This is a genomic window from Clostridium sp. KNHs214 (genome assembly GCF_000744935.1).
GTDB lineage: Bacteria > Bacillota > Clostridia > Clostridiales > Clostridiaceae > Haloimpatiens.
Genome location: NZ_JQMW01000009.1, coordinates 139,762 through 157,990, shown reverse-complemented (window position 1 = coordinate 157,990; position 18,229 = coordinate 139,762). Strand labels below are relative to the sequence as shown.

The window sequence follows — 18,229 nt, the reverse complement described above, 5'->3', positions numbered from 1 at the left end:
TTCCCTCCTCTATAATCTTTCATTTATCTTTTATTTTTTAGTATCTATTAATTACTACGATAAGTAATTGAAAAAAGTTTTTTGTTATAAAGAATAATTCATAATTTTTTATCTCAATTTTTATCTTAAAATATTAAAAAGCAATAACTAATTAATTAAACTCACCTCCGAACCATTTATGAAATTGAGAAAATATAACAGTTATGTTATATTTAAATCATGGCAACAATGGTAAAATAAATCAGGCCCCTGAGAATATTTTACAAGGGCCTGGCAATAATCAAAATTATAGAACTATAGAAGGAGCACTAATTATGAATATAAAACTAATACTAACATCAAAAGAAAATGCTTATATTATTAATAATCTCTATCCTTTATACCTTCATGATCTTTCAGAACATTATGGATTTCTGCCTAATAAGCATGGAGTTTTTGAAGAAAGTAATGACTATAAAACCTTATCAGATCAAAATAAAGTGTTTAACATATGGTGGGAAAAGCCTAATTGCCTCTATCCTTTTTTAATTCTCGTAGACGAAATACCAGCAGGATTTATGCTTGTGGCAACGCCACCATATACATCAAAAGGAACAGATTATTATGTTAACGAATTCTTTTTACTTAGACCTTTTAGAGGACAAGGGATAGGCTCCCATGCAGCTTCAAAAATATTTGATAAATTTAAAGGTAAATGGGAGCTTTATACTAATTCATGTAAAAAAAATATACGGGGACAAAAATTTTGGAGAAAGACCGTTTCAAATTATACCAAGGGCGTATATGAAGAAAAGTTTGGTGAAACATTTGATGGGTATAAATTAATATTTAGATTTGACAATTCCAATTACTAATTCTGGTGCCACTATTATAGAGTTGTCTAATAATTAAACCACAAAAAGGTACAATATAGTAGAATTATGAAATTTCTCCTCCATGACTTGCTCAAGAGCTCAGAACAATAAATTTAATACTTCTTGTGGGATAATCATCTAATAAATACTATCTTTCTGGACAAAGTATAAAAATAATTTTATACTTCAAAAAAATTATATTCTAAATAAAAGATTTCAAGCTTCACATGAAGTTTTTTGTGAACATTAAATTTGGACAAATCCTTTATATGAATTTGTCCAAATTATATTTTTATGTTCATCCCACAAAAGTATTAAATTACTTAAATTATCAAATTTCTCTGAAATGACTTGCATAAGAAGCAAAGGAACTATTTATATTTTAAATTCTTCATGTGAAAGCTTTTCTAGAGCTTTATTAAATATCTCTCGGAAACTTTGAGGATTTCTTATGGTTTTATATACCATTTCTTTTCCAAAACAATCATGTATTATTCCCCAAATCTCATTTCCAAAACTATATACTCTAAAGTGTTTTAGCTTAGGTATATCATTGTTTTTATCCTGACCTTCTACATATGGATTCATCCAATAATCTTCCATATAATTAAATAGTTCTTCCATTGTATTAATATGACCAGCTCTTATATAATTTATAGAAGCTTTAAATTGTTTCATGGTATTATAAAAATCCTTATTGAGATATTCCCATGTGAATTTATCCAAGCCTATATTTTTAGGACCAGCATGTATGCTCTTAGATAAAACTCCCTCAGCATTATTACAGTATTTTACCGCCAATCCTTCCCCAGAAAAAGAAAGATAAAATAAATCTTCAATTGGCATATTATTGAGGTCCAATTCCTCATAAATAGTATTTAGTATCACATGATGAACCTCATGAGCTATAGTAGCACAAAAATCATCTATTGATTTTTCCTTAACTAACTGTAAAAAATCAAAATGCATGCCATTTTTATACACATATCCAAAGCTTTGTCCTATTCCCACTGTAAAAATAAAATTTAATTCTGGCAAACTTATATCTTCTGGCAACCCCTTTAGTGCAATGGATATCTGCTGCTCAAATAGCTCTTCTGTAAATTTATCTAATTCACTAACCTTTTCCATATAAAAATCTAAATTATCTAGTAAATCTTTATAAAACTTATGATGTATCCTTAAACCTTTGTTTGTTATTTCTTCTTCCTTTATATTAGGCAAATTCATGAAATATTCTGTAAATTCTTCTTTAGAAATTTTACCTTTATATCTTTCAAATTCAAATTTATAATCCTCATGTTCAACTAAATCTTCGATTTTCTTTTTTTCTACATTGCCCCATTTTAACTTTTTACATAGTTCAAGCATTGAACTTATAGTTTTGTACCTAATTTTAAAATTCATTTTTATAACCCCCAATAATTTTACTATCTAGTATCCCAAACATACACACTGTTTTTCAATGTTTATATTTAGTAATTATATTTGCCACTGCTTCCTAAGTTTATTATACTACATTTTAATTTCGTTTTTCTAGTTACTTGCCATTACCTATTATTTTTAAATAAAAATTTCATATTAACATCAAAATATTCTAAAATATAAATTTAAAAATTCAGTATAAACTATATTTATGATAAAATATCTTTAAAGAGAGGTGTCATAATGGAAGTTTACATGCAAAAAGCAATTAATGAATTAAAATTATGGGATAAAAAAATGAGTAAAAAGCCCTTTATTAACATTGACATAGCAAAGGGGCTTCAAAATAAAATGAATAGTTTTATACCAGAAAAAGCTCATGAAATCATAACTATGGGAATAAAAAATATGGTTAAAGGCGTACTTATTGGCTCTGAATTTTCCACTAAACCTCCCCTAACAAACGCTACTCTTAAAGAAAGAGAAGAAAAAGTTCTTAATAAACTGGATTTTTATAAAAAAACTGCTACTATTAGTGGTGCTGGCACTGGTGCCGGTGGTTTCTTTGTTGGTCTTGCGGATTTTCCTATACTATTAGGGATAAAAATAAAATTTCTCTTTGACACAACTAGTTTGTATGGATTTGATGTTAAAAACTATAAAGAGAGATTATACATTCTATATATATTTCAACTAGCTTTCTCTAGTAAAGAAAGGCGGTTGGAGATTTATAAGTATATTCGCAATTGGAATATATACGCTAAATCTCTTCCACAAGACATTAATGACTTCAACTGGAGAAAGTTTCAGCAAGAATATAGAGATTATATTGATCTTGCTAAGACTCTGCAGCTAGTTCCAGGCATTGGTGCAGTCGTTGGAGCTGTGGCTAATTACAAACTAATGAATAAATTAGGTGAGACATCTATGAACTCTTATAGACTGAGGATGTTTAAGGATATTTTGTAGTAAAACAAAAATAGTTCTAAAAAAAGTCAGGCACTCGGAATTCTTTCCAAAGTACCTGACTTATCGTAAACTATCATTAAACGGAAGATTTATCCACCAACATATTAAATATTTTCTGCATCACATCATGCTTGTCAATCATCATTTCAGGATGCCACTGAATTCCAAGCACAAAATCTTCTCCCTATTTTTCAATAGCCTCAACAACATTATCCTTTGATACTGCAACAACTTTAAAGCCTTTAGCAACCTCTTTTACAGCTTGATGATGAAAGCTATTAACTAACGCCTTTTCTCCTAGTATTTTATGTCCCTGAAAAACCCCCTCATTAATTAAATGTACACTACCTGAAATACCTATTATAGGTCTTTTATTTGTTTTCATTAAAATCCCCCTAGTTTGATATCCCATTTCCTTTATGACCTACAAGAACCTTTATAAAATAACTGCAATTACCTTTATACATTATATCATAATTTTTCTACATTTAAATTTAATAGGCTAACAATGAATAATATATTAATTATTTAATGCTATTTTTGTAAAATTCATTTATAATATATAATTGTAGGAGCTCAAAAGACAATATACAAATTCATACTAATAATGGAAAGGAAATAAACATATGAATGAAGAAAAATACAATGGTTGCATGTATACAGAAAACGGAAAAATTTATACAAATAAAAGTGAAGGTGAATACCATAATACAAATAAATACAAATACACTAAGCGTGATTATAAGAAATTTATAATCTTAAATGTAGTAATTATAGTAATTGAAGCACTCTCATTATTAGGATATCCTGCTATATTTGTAGGGCTTACAAAGTATAACACTACTGTTATAACAAAATGCTTTATTCCTATAATTATATTGTTATGTACACATATTATTTTTATTATAATCTTTTCTATTAAGTCGTACAAATTCAATAACATGACAAGTACTTTATTTATAGTATTTAAATTTATTTTTGTATGTTCAATATTAGCTGCATTAGCCTCATACATTTATTATATGCCAAAACAAATGAGAATAAAAAGTGCTACTATATCAAGAGAAATTACACAAAATAAAGAAAAAATCTTAAGCAAAGCACCTAGATATCTTCCCCCTGAAATAATGGAAGATAGAGATTATACATCTATTAGTTTTACTTACTTCAATAGAAATTGTTTAAATTATAGGTTTGGAAAAAATATAACAAAATTATATGGTAATTTTACTAAGAATGTCATAGGAATAAATAGTAATTTTCATATAGAAAATAAGAATTCAATTGGGATAAGCAATAATATTTGTTTACGTGAAATAAATGACGATGATATTGAATTGTTTTATGAATTAGGAAAAATAAGTAATGCATTGTCAAATAAGAATATATTTACAAAAGATATTCTAAAAGATGGATTAAATGCATTAAAAACTTCCAACACATTTGAAAAGAGCTTAGACGGATATTATATAGTTATGTACAAGCACATGGTAAATACTGAGGATATTAATGAAGAAAACATTAAAGAAGCTTACGATATAAGTTTTGATTTTTATAAAATTAACGATTAAAAACTTATAATTTAATTTGCCTTCATGCATTTTTATATTACATAAGCAAACATAGTAAAAATCTTGGCATTGATGAAAATCATGTCCAGACACAACATCTACTAGTACATTATTTTTAATCAATGAATGTGCACGATTAGCAGCATCTTTACCATCCATATATAAACTGCTCCCTTTATGGTAGACAGTTAAAATAATAAAACTGTTGTCATAAAGGGAGTATGTCAAGCTGAAGTATTTATTTTTCTATAAACTCACAGTATAAATATTTTTCTTTCCTGTAACGATAATCAATACTTTCTTTAAATCATCATCTCCAAGCTCTTCTTGAACCATTTTACTTTCTCCATAGCTTTGAAGCTGTTTTAACCCCTTTTCTTTTACTTTTTCTAAAGTGTCTCTTTCACTTTCTTTTATATATTTTAGCTCTATAATCCACTGGAATTTAGTTATATCCTTAAACTGAATCTTTCTTTTAAGCATTATATCTACATAGCCATTATTATTTTCATCTTCACTTTTTATAAAATAAGTACTATCTACACCTAGAAGAGTTAAAAGCATCATCTTTACATTCTTTTCATCCATTTTTATTAAATCTCTATTAGATAAATCCTCTAGTATGTTACTTAGAAGTTTTACTAATGGCTGAATATCTCCATGCATTCTCATTTCATTGACAGCTATTCTTACATTTTGTATTTGGATATTATAGTCTGATTAAACCACAATAAGGTATAATGTGATGGAATTATGAAATTTCTCCTCCATGACTTGCATAAGAGCTCGGAACAATAAATTTAATTTAAGAAATTCTAATCTTTTAGCCATATAAAATTATCTAACGCTCACATTCAGCGTCCTGCCTCAGGTTCGCTAGCCTGGCGTCCTTTTAAGGGTTACGATAATTTTATCTGTCTAAAAGAAGAATTTCTAAAATTAAATTTAAACAGTTCCTTCGCTTCTTATGCAAGTCATTCCAGAGAAATTTCATAATTCAGGTAATGTAATGCTTTTTGTGGGATAATCATAGTCTTCATTTATTCTTTGAAAATACTGCTCCCAGTATATTGTTTTTATAACGTAGTTTGGCACCTTAAGTACAGTTCCAAGAGGTCCCTGCTCTTTTATTGTAAGCATACCAAGATAAAAAAGTAATGACTTAAAGTTTTCTTTTACACTATACATGGTATGAATATTAAACCTATCTACCAGCATAGTAGAGGTTTCTCCCGATGTCATTATTTCCTCTAGAGCTTCTCTGTCATTGAAATTATATGCTAATTGATTCACCTTTCCATAATCCGTTTTTACATTGTTGTCTATCATTTCTTCTGGATATTCATTATACGCTAAATATTTGTTAAGAAAGTACATAGACATATCTGGATTAAAAACTGATTTCCCATTCTTATTAAATTTATATCCATTATAATACTTAGTCATATCAGCACATATCTTTTCTCTAAGACCTATATCTTCTATGCCTACCTGATCGCTCACCCCTTGTGAAACCCATCATAGCATTAAGATTTTGGTCTAAAGTATAATTCATAGTAATATTAAATCCGCTAGTTAAGTCATCTAACATTATAGGACTTACGCCTGTCATAAATATTCTGTTAAAATTGTCTGCTGTGGCATCTTTTATAGCCTTATAGAAAACTTTAACGAAACCTTCACCATGAAGTATACTACTATAAGTACTTTTTCTTCCTCCTGTAATGAGTTCGTTGGCAAAGTTATCATATTCATCTATTAGTACAAAAATAGGTATTTTTGCCTTTCTAGAAAGATATGCTATATACTCAACAGCTGCTTCTGCTTTAATGGAATCTTCAACTATTTTCTCATCCTGAAAAAAGTTAGAATATTCTTCAATAAAATTTCTAATAGAAAAGGTTACTTTTGTATTAAAACTCTTTCTAAGTTCTTCTTCCCCATGTCCTGCATCTACTCCTGCAAAGCTTATTTTCCAAACAAGAAATTTATTTCTATCTTCCGTAGGATTTTTACCTATATATAAATCCCCAAATAGCTTTTCAAACTTATCCTTCTTATTTATATCATAGTAATTTTCAAGCATGGATATAAAAAGACTTTTTCCAAACCTTCTAGGTCTCATAAAAAAATTATAAGGAGCGTATCTATCTAATAATTCTATATATGAAGTTTTATCTACATAAAGGTAATTTTTTTCTCTTAAAACCTCAAAATTAGAAATGCCATAGGGTATTCTTTTCATTCATTCTCACTCCTTGTTTAATTTTATCTATGCTTAAATAAGCTATTTATCTACTATATTTAATAGTATACCCTATATTGATTAACCCTACAATTCTAATAGTTCTTTAACATCCTCCTCTTTTTCAAATAATAAACATCCTCCATCGTGTTCTCCAATTAGCATTTCCTTATCTTTAAGCTTTTTAAATAGTGGTGATCTTAAAGCTTCCCTTAAACTGCATTCTTTTAAATTAACATCTGAATATGGTGAAAGTGGACATGGTTCTGCTCCGCCATTAGCATTTATATGGAAAAATCCCCTTCCAGCGGCTAAACATCCACCTGAATATTTCTCATCCCCAGGAAATGATAAAAATACCATATTGTCAAATATTTTTCTTAACACTTCTATGTTTTCTTCTAATACTAATCGCTCTTTATCTGTAGGAGCAAGATTTCTAGTAGATTCAATTACTGGAACATACTCCACAAATACTAATGCTCTTGCCCCTTTACTATAAAGTTCCTGTACGAACTCTCTACTTGTAACAGTCATTATATTTTCAGTTGTTACAGTTATGGAACCGCCAAATAAAATTCCTTTTTTATTTAAACTATCCATTGCAGCCATTATTGAACTATAAGTGCCTATTCCCCTTCGGTCATCAGTTTGATTCTTATCACCTTCAATACTTATCATTGGCACTAGATTTCTATTTTTATCAAATAAATTTATATAATTTTCATCAAACATAGTTCCGTTTGTGAAGATTGGAAAAACTATTTCTTTAATTGAAGAAGCTTTTTCAATAACCCCTCTTCTCATTAAGGGTTCCCCGCCTAATAACAATGCAAATGAAATTCCAAGCTCCTTTGCCTCGATAAATATCTCTCCCCATCTTTCTTGTGATAACTCATCACTTTTTAAATTATCTCCACAAGATTTATTAGCTCTTGCGTAACAGCCCTTACAATGCAAATTACAATTAGTAGCAATACTCCCCATAAAAAATGGTGGTATATGTTCTCCTTCACTTTCTAATATGTCTCTTTTATTTTTTGCATCTTTTACCGCTAACATATATTTCATCACAAATGCAGTTTCTTTTGGTTTTTTTATTGATGATTTTAAAACATTCTTTACTATATTTTCAATACCTTTACTCATATATTCAGATAAATCAAATGCTTGGCCCATTACTATACCTCCAAAACTATTTATTTAATAAAAAGAACATATACAAATGTTTCAATAATATTAATATGATTAACCCACAATAAGGTACAATGTGGTGGAATTATGAAATTTCTCCTCCATGACTTGCATAAAAGCTCGGAACAATAAATTTAATTCAAGTAATATAATGCTTTTTGTGGGTTAATCTTAATATATTTAACAGATTAATTTAAATGTTATGGTATTAATATTGTTTAATCTAATATTAACATATATATTAAAATTCTTTTACTTAAAATAGCAATAAAAACAGCAGCTAAGATATAGCTACTGTTTAAAATCCACAGATCTTTATAAATATCTAACTTATTCAGTTTTTACTTCATCTTTTTCCCTCAAAACTTTCCACCTCTCTATATACCAAACAAATCAAATACCTCTTCATCATCGATAACACGTTCACTCTTCTTGTCTGCATTTTTAAGCATACTCTGCATCTTATCTTCCATTGATTTTTTAATTAACTGCTCAAAATCAATATCTCGAAGCTTAAAGAAAAGGATTGGATCACTATCTAACCTAGCACCTACTCCGTACAATACAGCAGCTACATGTTTACAAACAATAGCTGAATCAGGACAACTACAACTAAAATGTATTTCCTTAGGCGATGGAAACAGTCCAGTTTCTGATTCCTTAAATACTTGTTCAAGTTCCTTTGGAAATTCACCTGCAATCAATGCTTCTAGAGTTTCTATTTTATGATTACATAACTCCATAACTTTTTTCCACTTTACACTACTGAATTTATCAATCTGGATTTCAACCTTATAGGGTTTGGAACTACTACCTTGAACCAATGCTTCAATATTCCCCTTTTTAATTTGCAAATCTACTACAGCTCCATGTTTTACATAACTTCGCCCTCTCCCTATTCTATTTCTAAAATCCGCATAACTTTCTAGATTTTTATTCCAAGCTTTTCCCCACCATTTTTTCGCTATTTGATTTCCTTCTATAATAATAGGAGCAATATTAGGATTTTTCTTCCTAAGTTTTTCAACAGTTTTTTTAGCATTTTCCTTTTTCTTTGCCACTGGAACATATTCATGAAACCCATAAAACCCCATTTATTGTTCACCACCTAGCCTAAATAATTCCATAAGTTCAGCATTATTGAACTCTGTAATCCACTTTTCTTCAGAAGAAGCTATTATATCCCCTGCTAATTTTTGTTTATCTTCTATTATCAAATCAATTTTTTCTTCAATGGTTCCTGATGTAATAAATTTATGTACCATAACATTTTTCTTCTGCCCTATACGGAACGCTCTATCCGTAGCTTGATTTTCAATTGCTGGATTCCACCATCTATCAAAATGAATAACGTGATTTGCTGAAGTAAGATTAAGTCCTACACCACCTGCTTTTAACGAAAGTACCATATATGGCACATACTCTTCCCCATTAAAATACTCCACCATTTGGCCTCTTTTTTTAACCGGTGTACCTCCATGTAAGATTAATCCCTTTCTATTAAATATCTTTTCAAGAAAATCTGAAATAGGTTCAGTCATTTCCTTAAACTGAGTAAATACAATTACCCTCTCTCTTTTTTCGTATATATTTTCACAAATACACTTAAGCTGTTCAAATTTTCCACTATTCTCAATTTTAAATTCTTCCAATCCAAGATACTGATCTGGATGGTTACATATTTGCTTGAATTTAATTATACTTGAAAGCACTAACCCCTTTCTCTCCATACCCTCTGCATTTTTTAACTTAAATTCTATTTCTTTTACTAATTTATTATAGAGTACAACCTGTTTTTTACTCAATGTAGCATACTCTTTGTTTTCAACCTTTTCTGGCAGATCTTTTATGATGGTTTTATCCGTTTTTAATCTTCTCAATATAAATGGACTTACTATATTTCTAAGTTTTCCGTAACTCTTATTGTTTTCTTTCATATGTTTTGTCAAAGTTTTAAATTCCTTTGCATTTCCAAGTAGTCCTGGATTTAAAAAATCAAATAATGACCATAAATCTGAAAGTTTGTTTTCAATAGGAGTTCCTGTCATGGCTATCCTAGTTTTTGATTTAAATTGTTTAATTATTTTTGTCTGTTTTGTACCAGGGTTCTTAATTGTCTGTGCTTCATCTAATATAACTAAATTCCAATAAATATCCTTTAATTTTTCTAAACGAGTTGCCATTCCATAGGTTGTAATATATAAAAATGAATTCTCCCTGTCATCTAATTCATTTTTTGCTTCTTTTCCATGAAGTATACACACTGACATTTCAGGAGCAAACTTCTCTATTTCCTTTTGCCAATTTGCTATTAAAGACGCTGGAATTATAAGTAGCACCCTTCCACTCTCTTCTATTCTAAGTTTCTCAAGAAGTGCAATAACCTGTACCGTTTTACCAAGCCCCATATCATCTGCAAGACAAGCACCAAATCCAATGTTTTGCATATAATATAGCCATGAATACCCTGTCTTTTGATAAGGTCTTAATGTAGCCCTAAAGGTCTCATTGACATCTCTTTCTTTTATTACCTTAGGATTACACATCTTATCTTTCAAGCTTTTTAGCCATTCCCCACTAGATACTTGTAATTCTAATTCTTGCTCACTAATGCCAAGTCTTTCCTCTATACTTAACTCCATCCTCATAGCCTCTGCTATAGTAAGTCCCTCAGCCTTGGATAAATTTTCAGCTTTTTCATATGCCTCCAACACTTTTTTAAGCTTTTCCTTATCAATTTCAACCCACTTTCCTTTAATAAGTTCTAGCCCTTCTGATTCTTCAATAAGTTTCTTTAATTCTTCTTTTGATATTTTATCTTCACCCAAAAATAAGTTTGGCTGAAAACTCAATATTGCATCCATTCCTATTTTTGACGGTTCTTCACTTCCAATATTTACAGAAAGCCTTAAAGAATTGCCCTTTCTTCTCCACCAATTAGGAATTCTACACATAATCCCGGATTCCTCATAAATAGGTATTTCCTTTAATATTACATAAGCCTCTTCCTTCGTTAATTTCAGTGGTGAGAATAATTCTCCACTCTCCATTAATCCTGATATAAACTCACTTTTACCAGCAGCTTTACTTATTGTAGACATTAATTGTAAAAGTTTTTGTTCATTATTTTTGTATTCTAATAAAGCGTTCTTTAGTGGCATATGCTTTGCTTTACGCAGGGTTGCATGCTCTTTTTCTTGTGATTTAACTTTTTTGCCTTCTTGAATGTTTTTATCTTCTGTTGAATATGTAGCTAGAAACGCAAAAGGATACTCTCTATCTTTATTTTCAACTAAGTGAAAATAAACTCTTCCTACTACAGTAATATTAGTATTTCTCTCCATTATAAAGTCTTTAACAGTTCCTTTATATCCCTTTATCTCTCTTTTATATACCTCAAAGATTTCATTCCATATATGTACAATCCATTCATCATCAACTAACTCCATACCTACACCAAAGGGAATACTTTGCTTTATTTCTTCTATATCTTCTTGTGTTAAAATTATTTCCGCATCTTCCCTTGTAAATTCAATATCTGATTGTGTCGAGATTTTAAATATTAATTTATTTGATAACAAATATAAGAAACTTATGGTAGATGACATCCATTCCTTTTTTTCAATAAATCCAAAATCCCATAGCGCTTTATATTTATCTTCTAAAAATCTTTCATACCAACTCCATTGTTCCTTTTGAGCTTCCTCTGACAAAACTTTAGTACTAATTGTTTCATAGTCTAACATAAAACCCTTTTCATTAAAAATTACTATAAGTTCTTTTTTTTCCTTATTCATCTTATTCAAAATATTCTCCTATCTTGCTATTAAATATTGATACATACAATTTTAGCTTATACATAACTTAGAATCAATATTTATCCAAAAACCTATGTAAATTTAGTATATAAAAAAGCTGCTACAACTTACTATTAAGTTAATTGTAACAGACATTTATATATTGTTATTATCTATTCATCTAATACCTTTAAATCTATAAATTTTTTCATAAGTTCTTCATATACTGTATCCACTGATGGAATATTTACTATAATAACTACTTTATCATCCATTATTTTTTTCTTTGTTTCTTCTTAGAAGCTTTAGCCTGCTTTTTTTTGTTCTTCTTTTTCTTATTATCTCTTTTACTTTTTTCTTTATATTTTACCCTATCTAATGGAATTATGTCTTTCCTCTCAAAGCTTGCCCATGACTTTAACTCACTTATAGTATCTGTAATAAATGTATGATATGATTGATTTTTCAAATCAGAAACTACATGTTCTTTATTAAACTTCATTACATCTTCTACATCTTCTAAACATATATACATATCTTCTACTAAATCATCTTCATAAAGTTTTTTAATATCTTCATAAAATTCTTCTGGATGTATATCACAACATGCATTAATAAGCCCACTCCAAATTTCTGAATGCTCTCTCTCTAATTTTCCTTGAAATAAACTTTTATAGTATTTAACTACTTCATCTCTTGAAATCATACCCTCAGCCAAAAGTACAACAAATGTATTTATGCCAGCAATTCTCATGTATACGTCAATATTGTTATTTTCTATAAACTTTTTAATTGAATCTATATCATCACCACAAACTGATGCCATAATTCTGCACAAATCCCCTGTTATAAATTCTCCAAACATCTGATATAGAATTTCTCCAGGTAAACTAAACAAATCAATAATCAATGAAAAAGCTTTTTTCTCCTTAAATTCAGCCAAAAGATAAAGCGCATATATGTGTATAAAATATTCTTCATCCTCTAAAATTTCTTCATAATTTTCCTTTGCATTCTTCAATATTTTAAGAAATTCTGGTATAAAATTCTCTCTATGTTCTATTATATATTTTAGCTCTTGCTCAGGAAATTCCTTATTATTATATTTAATACTTTCAAGCAATTCATTCATAAAACTAACCCCTTTCAGTTATTTATTACTATTTTTGCCAATTAAAATTATTTTATACATGGCCTACTTTTAAAATTAAATCAATATAAATGAGAAAAGCACCATCCTATAAAGAATAGTGCTTTAATTCTCCCGTTTATTTTAAGTCTTTCATTAAATACTCATCTATTTCCTTAACTAATTTTTCAGGAATTTCTCTTAGCACTGGAATTACCGCTGCATTAACTATCTTTTCACTGAAATTCTTAATAAAGTTCATGCTTTTATATAAATTTTTAGGAGAAATATTTTCTATAATATCATAACGATTATGAATTTCTATAGCTCCATCTTCACCTACACGCATGAAATTTGCCACTGGTATACCCTTATCTGCAAAAGGCATGCAGTCACTGGAGTATATAGCTTGTTTAACTGAAATCGGGAAGCATACTTCCTTTGCGTAGTATTCAATCATATGACATAAACTTTCATTGGCAATTATACTAGCCCTATCTTGTCCAATAATTGCTCCACCTAAATCCACGTTTATTCCAAATTTAATATTCTCAAGTTCTTTTTCGTGCTCTTTAACATATGCTTTACTTCCAAGAAGTCCTACTTCTTCTGAACCAAACCACATAAATCTTAAAGTACGTTTAGGCGGATTTTCTAAATAATGTCGAAGAATTTCCATAATATTTACAGAGCCTGCTCCATTATCATATGCTCCACTACTAAATGGAACACTATCATAATGAGCCATAAATGCAACAACCTCTTCTGGATATTGTGTTCCCTTTATTTCTGTAATAAGATTATGAGAATCTGTTGTTCCTTCTTCTTGTTCAAGTGTTATACGAACTTTTGTAGCTCCTAATTTAACCATTTCAAGAGCATCCTTAACTCTCATAGTTACTCCAGGAATTTTTCCAAATTCTAAATGTTTTTCTCTTATAGCATTTTTAGCAATATCTGTTTTTTCTTCATCATCCATAAATTCACCGCTGAAAACTATGTATCCAATAGCTCCTGCTCTTACTATATCTCTAAACTTCTTTGCCCTCATATACCCATTTACAAGGACTATTTTTCCCTTAGCATTAACTAAATTAACTTCCTCTGCACTCTCTACATATTCAAGTTCAGCAGTTAATCCCTCTGGAGAGGTATTTCCTGTTAATCCTACACCTTCTACTTTAAATTCTTTATAAAAAGGTTCCAAAACTTCTAATTTAGCCTTTTTTATCTGGTAACGCATTACTTTAAAAGGCTCTACTTTACTTTTTAATCCTAAACTATCTAGTTCAGCTTTTAAAATATTAAGAGCTTCCATTTCCTTTTCACTGCCGCTAGTTCTAACAAAGCTCATTTTCTTAAGTAATTCAAATTGTCTTTCTTCACTATTCATGCCCACAACCCCCTAATTAAGAAATTAATAGAATATACTCTCAATTATAACACTATTTTTATAATTTAGGTTGATAATGAATAATATAGAAGTAAAAATTACCTATATTGCATCTTTAATAATAACGAAACTTTCATTATCTTTTTCTATCATTTCAGCATTGACCTTATAAACTTCTTTAAACATTTTAGCTGTCATTACTTGTTTAGGCATGCCCGTTGCATATACTCCTCTATTTTTTTTAAAATCATTTACCATTTTTAAAAAGTAACAGCTAGCATATTTTATTCCGCACTTTTGAGGGATTCTATCATATCAATTTTGTCAAACCTTTTATACATGGCTAAATTTACAACTACAGAAAACACCATGGTTAATAAGACAGAATATAGAAAATATATTGGACTAATTTTTCTTAAAAACATTATTATATTTGTCTCTGCAGTAATTATTATAAACCTATGAAGAAAAATCCCCATTAGTATTCCCGTTAGGCTTCCTATTATGGTTAATATAATATTTTCCCTGTATATGTAATTTGCTAGCTCATTATTATAAAAACCTAAAAGTTTTATGGTAGCTAATTCTCTTCGTCTTTCATTAATATTTATGTTGGTAAGATTATATATTACAACAAAAGCTAGAACTCCTGCAGATATTATTAGTACTAGTACTACAGTATTTACACTTTCCATACTTTTATTATAATCAACATATATATTATTTTTAAAGCCTACTGAGTTAATACCCTTAATGCCCTTTAAATCCTTGGCTAGATTATTCTCACTAGCATGGGACGTATCTTTAAGAATACCATAAAAACTATTAAAATCTACCCTGGCTCCAGTAATCTTTTTATAATATTCAGGACTCATATAAACATAGTGCTGAATATATTGTTCTGTTATGCCAGCAATTTTAACTTCTATATCTTTATCATTTAAGTTAATTACAATATTGTCCCCAACCTTTTTATTAATGAGCCTAGATAGCTTTTCAGTTAAAACTACACCTTCATTATTAATACTTAAAGCTTTATCATTCATTGTTAGATTTATATAGTTATTAATTTTATCCTTACTCTCTGGAACAACCACATAAATATCCTCATTAATACCTTCATTTTTTGAGTCTTTCTTCTTAGTTGTGGCATTTTTGCTATAGGTAAATATCACTGATTTAACATTATCCTTATTTAAAATTTTCTCCTTTATATTATTTTTTTCCTTATCATCTATAGTTTTAGTCAATGTGCCTTGCATATGATATTTATAAATCTCTCCAAATTGTCTTTCTGTTGCACCTACTATTCCTTCCTTAAGTCCAAACCCTGTTATCATCAATCCTGTACAAGCTGCAATACCTATTACAGTCATAAAAAGTCTTTGCTTATATCTAAATATATTTCTTGCAGTAACCTTTTTAGTAAAACTTAATCTTCTCCATATAAAGGTTATCCTTTCAAGTAATATTTCTTTACCTGATTTAGGTGGCTTAGGTCTCATTAAAGAAGCTGGAACTTCCCTTAATTCCTCTAATGTGGCTGCCACTGCAGCTGTAGCCGTAAATAATATAGCTAGTATGGATGCCTGCAAAGCAAATCCTGTATTAAAGGGTGTACTTGAAGCAGGTATAGCATAAAGTGAACTATAGGCATTCATAATAAGAGGTGGAAATAACCTAAATCCAATAAGTATTCCTATTAAACTGCCAATTAAACTAGCTGAAAGAGCATATATAAGATAATGTGCTACAATCGCTGCTCTAGAATACCCTAATGCCTTAAAGGTTCCTATCTCTATTCTCTTTTCTTGAACCATTCTTGTCATAGTGGTAAGACTAACTAATGCCGCCACTAAGAAAAATATAAGTGGAAAGGCCTTTCCTATATTATCTATTCTATTACTATCCTGTCTGTAGGTCTCATATCCCACATTGGTGGCTCTGCCTAGCACATACCAATCAGGCTCTTTAAATTCCTTAAGTTTTTTCTTGTTCTTTTCAATTTTCTCTTCCGCTTCTTTAAACTTATTATTTGCACTTTTCTCTTCCGTTTTTAATTTTTCCAAATTTAAATTAAGTTGCTTTTCACCATCTTGAAGTTCTTTTCTACCTTTATTTAATTTTTTCAGACCTTCCTGTCTGCCTTTATCTAATTCTATCTGTGAATCTGATATTTTTTTCTTACTTAGCTGTAATTCAGATATACCTGCATTAAGCTGAGTTTCTCCTTGAATAAGTAATTTTTTCTCCTGTGCTATCTTTATTCGGCCAGCACTAATTTCCGAAGCTGCCTTATTAAAATTGCTTTTTACACTTTCTATATGGAAATAATTATTTATTATATCTAGCATATTATCATTTTTTAGGGAACTATACATACTATCAAAATCTTTTCCCTTAATATTATTTTCATATACATAGTTTAAAGAATTGTACTGTTGTATATATATAGGATTAGTTGGATCAGCATCTAACTTCGCCTTTAAATCTGATAAATTTCTAGATATTTCTGAAGAAATACTTTCTGATGCTTCTTTCTTTCCTAAGTTAAGCTCTTTTTCACTATTGTCAAGCTTCTTTTTTCCTTCAGCTATACGAAGTTTTCCATTTTTAATTTCTTCAGACTTTAGCTTTATTTCATTTTCAGCAGATTTAATTTTGCTTTTACCTTCTTCAATGCGTTTTTCCCCATCTAACATCTTCTGATTATAAATAATTTCATTCTCTTTAAGCTCATCTTTACCCTTAGCAATTTTTTCTTTTGCAACATCTAATTTTTTATAACCTTCAACAAATTTATCCTGTGCTTCTTTTTTAGAACTGTGCAACTTATTTTCCGCTTCTTTTATTTTATCTTCACTACTTTTTATAACATCCTCATATCTTATTTTATTTCTTGCAAAACCCATATCCTTAAGAGCTTTTTCTATACCTTTATTGGAATTATTATAACTTTCATTATTTAAAAGGCTTTCCTTTGATTGCTCGCTATCACCTTTTACATATATTTCCGTGTAAACTTCACTTTTAAAAACCCCTGGTAATACATATACAAACCCTCTTACAGAGCCATTTCCTACAGAACTAAGCTGTCTCTGAGCTGATATATATAATGGAGACTTTGCAGTTCCTACAATTTTAAACTCAATATTATTCAAACTCTCTTCTAGCTTACTATCATTACCCGACTTAAGAATTATTTTATCATTTAATTTTAGTTTATTCTCCTTTAAAAACCTTTCCTCAACTATAGCTTCATTATTGCTCTTTGGTCTTCTTCCACTAGTGATTCTTATATTATTTATACCTTCTTCCCTTGGTAATGAATTAATATTAAGAACCAGTAATTGCTTATCTTTCTCTATTACTGCATCTATTGAATATGAACCTTCTGCACTTTTAACTTCTTTTTGCTTTTTTATCTCTGATAAATCATCCTCTGTAAGTCCAAGGGTTGAAATTATTTTAAAATCCATAAAGTTACTTTTATTAAAATAATAATCCCCTGACATCTTCATATCTGGACTAGTAGCTCTAACTCCTGCATAAAAAGACACTCCTACAGCAATTATTACAACTATAGATAAGAATCTTGAAAATGTATTTTTTATATCCCTAAATAAATTTTTAAAAAATGTTTTCTTCATAA

General features: G+C 29.2%; 12 protein-coding genes and 2 pseudogenes. 3 read left to right on the top strand and 11 right to left on the bottom strand.

What is annotated here, in order from left to right:
* Positions 1 to 314 precede the first annotated feature (314 nt).
* Positions 315 to 854: a GNAT family N-acetyltransferase gene (locus CC89_RS03360; protein ID WP_035291127.1), complete on the top strand. Its 540-nt coding sequence runs from the start codon at positions 315 to 317 to the stop codon at positions 852 to 854.
* 375 nt (positions 855 to 1,229) lie between these two features.
* On the opposite strand, the gene CC89_RS03355 is transcribed toward CC89_RS03360, so the two are convergent.
* Entirely contained in the window at positions 1,230 to 2,261 is a 1,032-nt protein-coding gene (locus CC89_RS03355; RefSeq protein WP_035289020.1) for a DUF5700 domain-containing putative Zn-dependent protease, read from the bottom strand.
* A 261-nt stretch (positions 2,262 to 2,522) separates the two neighbouring features.
* Between CC89_RS03355 and CC89_RS03350 the strand changes: the two genes are divergently transcribed.
* On the top strand, positions 2,523 to 3,248 hold the full coding sequence (locus tag CC89_RS03350; protein ID WP_035289017.1) for an EcsC family protein: 726 nt from the start codon (positions 2,523 to 2,525) through the stop codon (positions 3,246 to 3,248).
* Positions 3,249 to 3,432: 184 nt separating this feature from the next.
* Here the strand turns inward: CC89_RS03350 and CC89_RS19840 are convergent, their stop codons facing one another.
* On the bottom strand, positions 3,433 to 3,633 hold the full coding sequence (locus CC89_RS19840) for a gamma-glutamyl-gamma-aminobutyrate hydrolase family protein (RefSeq protein ID WP_051931446.1): 201 nt from the start codon (positions 3,631 to 3,633) through the stop codon (positions 3,433 to 3,435).
* 241 nt (positions 3,634 to 3,874) lie between these two features.
* On the opposite strand from CC89_RS19840, the gene CC89_RS03340 reads away from it, so the two are divergent.
* Positions 3,875 to 4,819 carry a hypothetical protein gene (locus CC89_RS03340; RefSeq protein WP_035289014.1) on the top strand — a complete coding sequence of 315 codons (945 nt, stop codon included), beginning with the start codon at positions 3,875 to 3,877 and terminating at the stop codon, positions 4,817 to 4,819.
* Between the two features lie 246 nt (positions 4,820 to 5,065).
* Here the strand turns inward: CC89_RS03340 and CC89_RS03335 are convergent.
* The 9 genes and pseudogenes from CC89_RS03335 to CC89_RS03300 all read right to left on the bottom strand — a co-directional run.
* Positions 5,066 to 5,536 (bottom strand): annotated as a pseudogene (locus CC89_RS03335) (PD-(D/E)XK nuclease domain-containing protein); the annotation flags it as partial.
* A 291-nt stretch (positions 5,537 to 5,827) separates the two neighbouring features.
* Positions 5,828 to 7,064 (bottom strand): annotated as a pseudogene (locus CC89_RS21405) (ATP-binding protein); the annotation flags it as partial.
* Between the two features lie 87 nt (positions 7,065 to 7,151).
* Positions 7,152 to 8,243, bottom strand: a complete 1,092-nt coding sequence (locus tag CC89_RS03325; protein WP_035289010.1) for a radical SAM/SPASM domain-containing protein — start codon at positions 8,241 to 8,243, stop codon at positions 7,152 to 7,154.
* A 392-nt stretch (positions 8,244 to 8,635) separates the two neighbouring features.
* Positions 8,636 to 9,352, bottom strand: coding sequence for an SWIM zinc finger family protein (locus CC89_RS03320; RefSeq protein ID WP_035289008.1), 717 nt, complete (start codon positions 9,350 to 9,352; stop codon positions 8,636 to 8,638).
* Positions 9,353 to 12,055 (bottom strand): DEAD/DEAH box helicase, encoded by a 2,703-nt coding sequence (locus CC89_RS03315; RefSeq protein WP_035291125.1) that lies wholly within the window; start codon positions 12,053 to 12,055, stop codon positions 9,353 to 9,355.
* 274 nt (positions 12,056 to 12,329) lie between these two features.
* A complete protein-coding gene (locus tag CC89_RS03310; RefSeq protein WP_035289005.1) occupies positions 12,330 to 13,187 on the bottom strand; it encodes a DUF1186 domain-containing protein in 858 nt (285 codons plus the stop codon).
* Positions 13,188 to 13,323: 136 nt separating this feature from the next.
* Entirely contained in the window at positions 13,324 to 14,577 is a 1,254-nt protein-coding gene (locus tag CC89_RS03305; RefSeq protein WP_035289003.1) for a M28 family peptidase, read from the bottom strand.
* Between the two features lie 102 nt (positions 14,578 to 14,679).
* Complete coding sequence (locus CC89_RS20345; RefSeq protein WP_185750663.1) at positions 14,680 to 14,835, bottom strand: hypothetical protein; 156 nt, start codon at positions 14,833 to 14,835, stop codon at positions 14,680 to 14,682.
* A 26-nt stretch (positions 14,836 to 14,861) separates the two neighbouring features.
* Complete coding sequence (locus CC89_RS03300; RefSeq protein ID WP_035289001.1) at positions 14,862 to 18,227, bottom strand: FtsX-like permease family protein; 3,366 nt, start codon at positions 18,225 to 18,227, stop codon at positions 14,862 to 14,864.
* Positions 18,228 to 18,229: the final 2 nt, after the last annotated feature.

Coding starts and splice junctions, on each gene's coding strand:
- CC89_RS03355 (WP_035289020.1), bottom strand. CDS start 2,261: ATGAATTTTAAAATTAGGTACAAAACTATAAGTTCAATGCTTGAACTA.
- CC89_RS19840 (WP_051931446.1), bottom strand. CDS start 3,633: ATGAAAACAAATAAAAGACCTATAATAGGTATTTCAGGTAGTGTACAT.
- CC89_RS03340 (WP_035289014.1), top strand. CDS start 3,875: ATGAATGAAGAAAAATACAATGGTTGCATGTATACAGAAAACGGAAAA.
- CC89_RS03350 (WP_035289017.1), top strand. CDS start 2,523: ATGGAAGTTTACATGCAAAAAGCAATTAATGAATTAAAATTATGGGAT.
- CC89_RS03315 (WP_035291125.1), bottom strand. CDS start 12,055: ATGAATAAGGAAAAAAAAGAACTTATAGTAATTTTTAATGAAAAGGGT.
- CC89_RS03305 (WP_035289003.1), bottom strand. CDS start 14,577: ATGAATAGTGAAGAAAGACAATTTGAATTACTTAAGAAAATGAGCTTT.
- CC89_RS03325 (WP_035289010.1), bottom strand. CDS start 8,243: ATGGGCCAAGCATTTGATTTATCTGAATATATGAGTAAAGGTATTGAA.
- CC89_RS03320 (WP_035289008.1), bottom strand. CDS start 9,352: ATGGGGTTTTATGGGTTTCATGAATATGTTCCAGTGGCAAAGAAAAAG.
- CC89_RS03360 (WP_035291127.1), top strand. CDS start 315: ATGAATATAAAACTAATACTAACATCAAAAGAAAATGCTTATATTATT.
- CC89_RS03300 (WP_035289001.1), bottom strand. CDS start 18,227: ATGAAGAAAACATTTTTTAAAAATTTATTTAGGGATATAAAAAATACA.
- CC89_RS20345 (WP_185750663.1), bottom strand. CDS start 14,835: ATGGTAAATGATTTTAAAAAAAATAGAGGAGTATATGCAACGGGCATG.
- CC89_RS03310 (WP_035289005.1), bottom strand. CDS start 13,187: ATGAATGAATTGCTTGAAAGTATTAAATATAATAATAAGGAATTTCCT.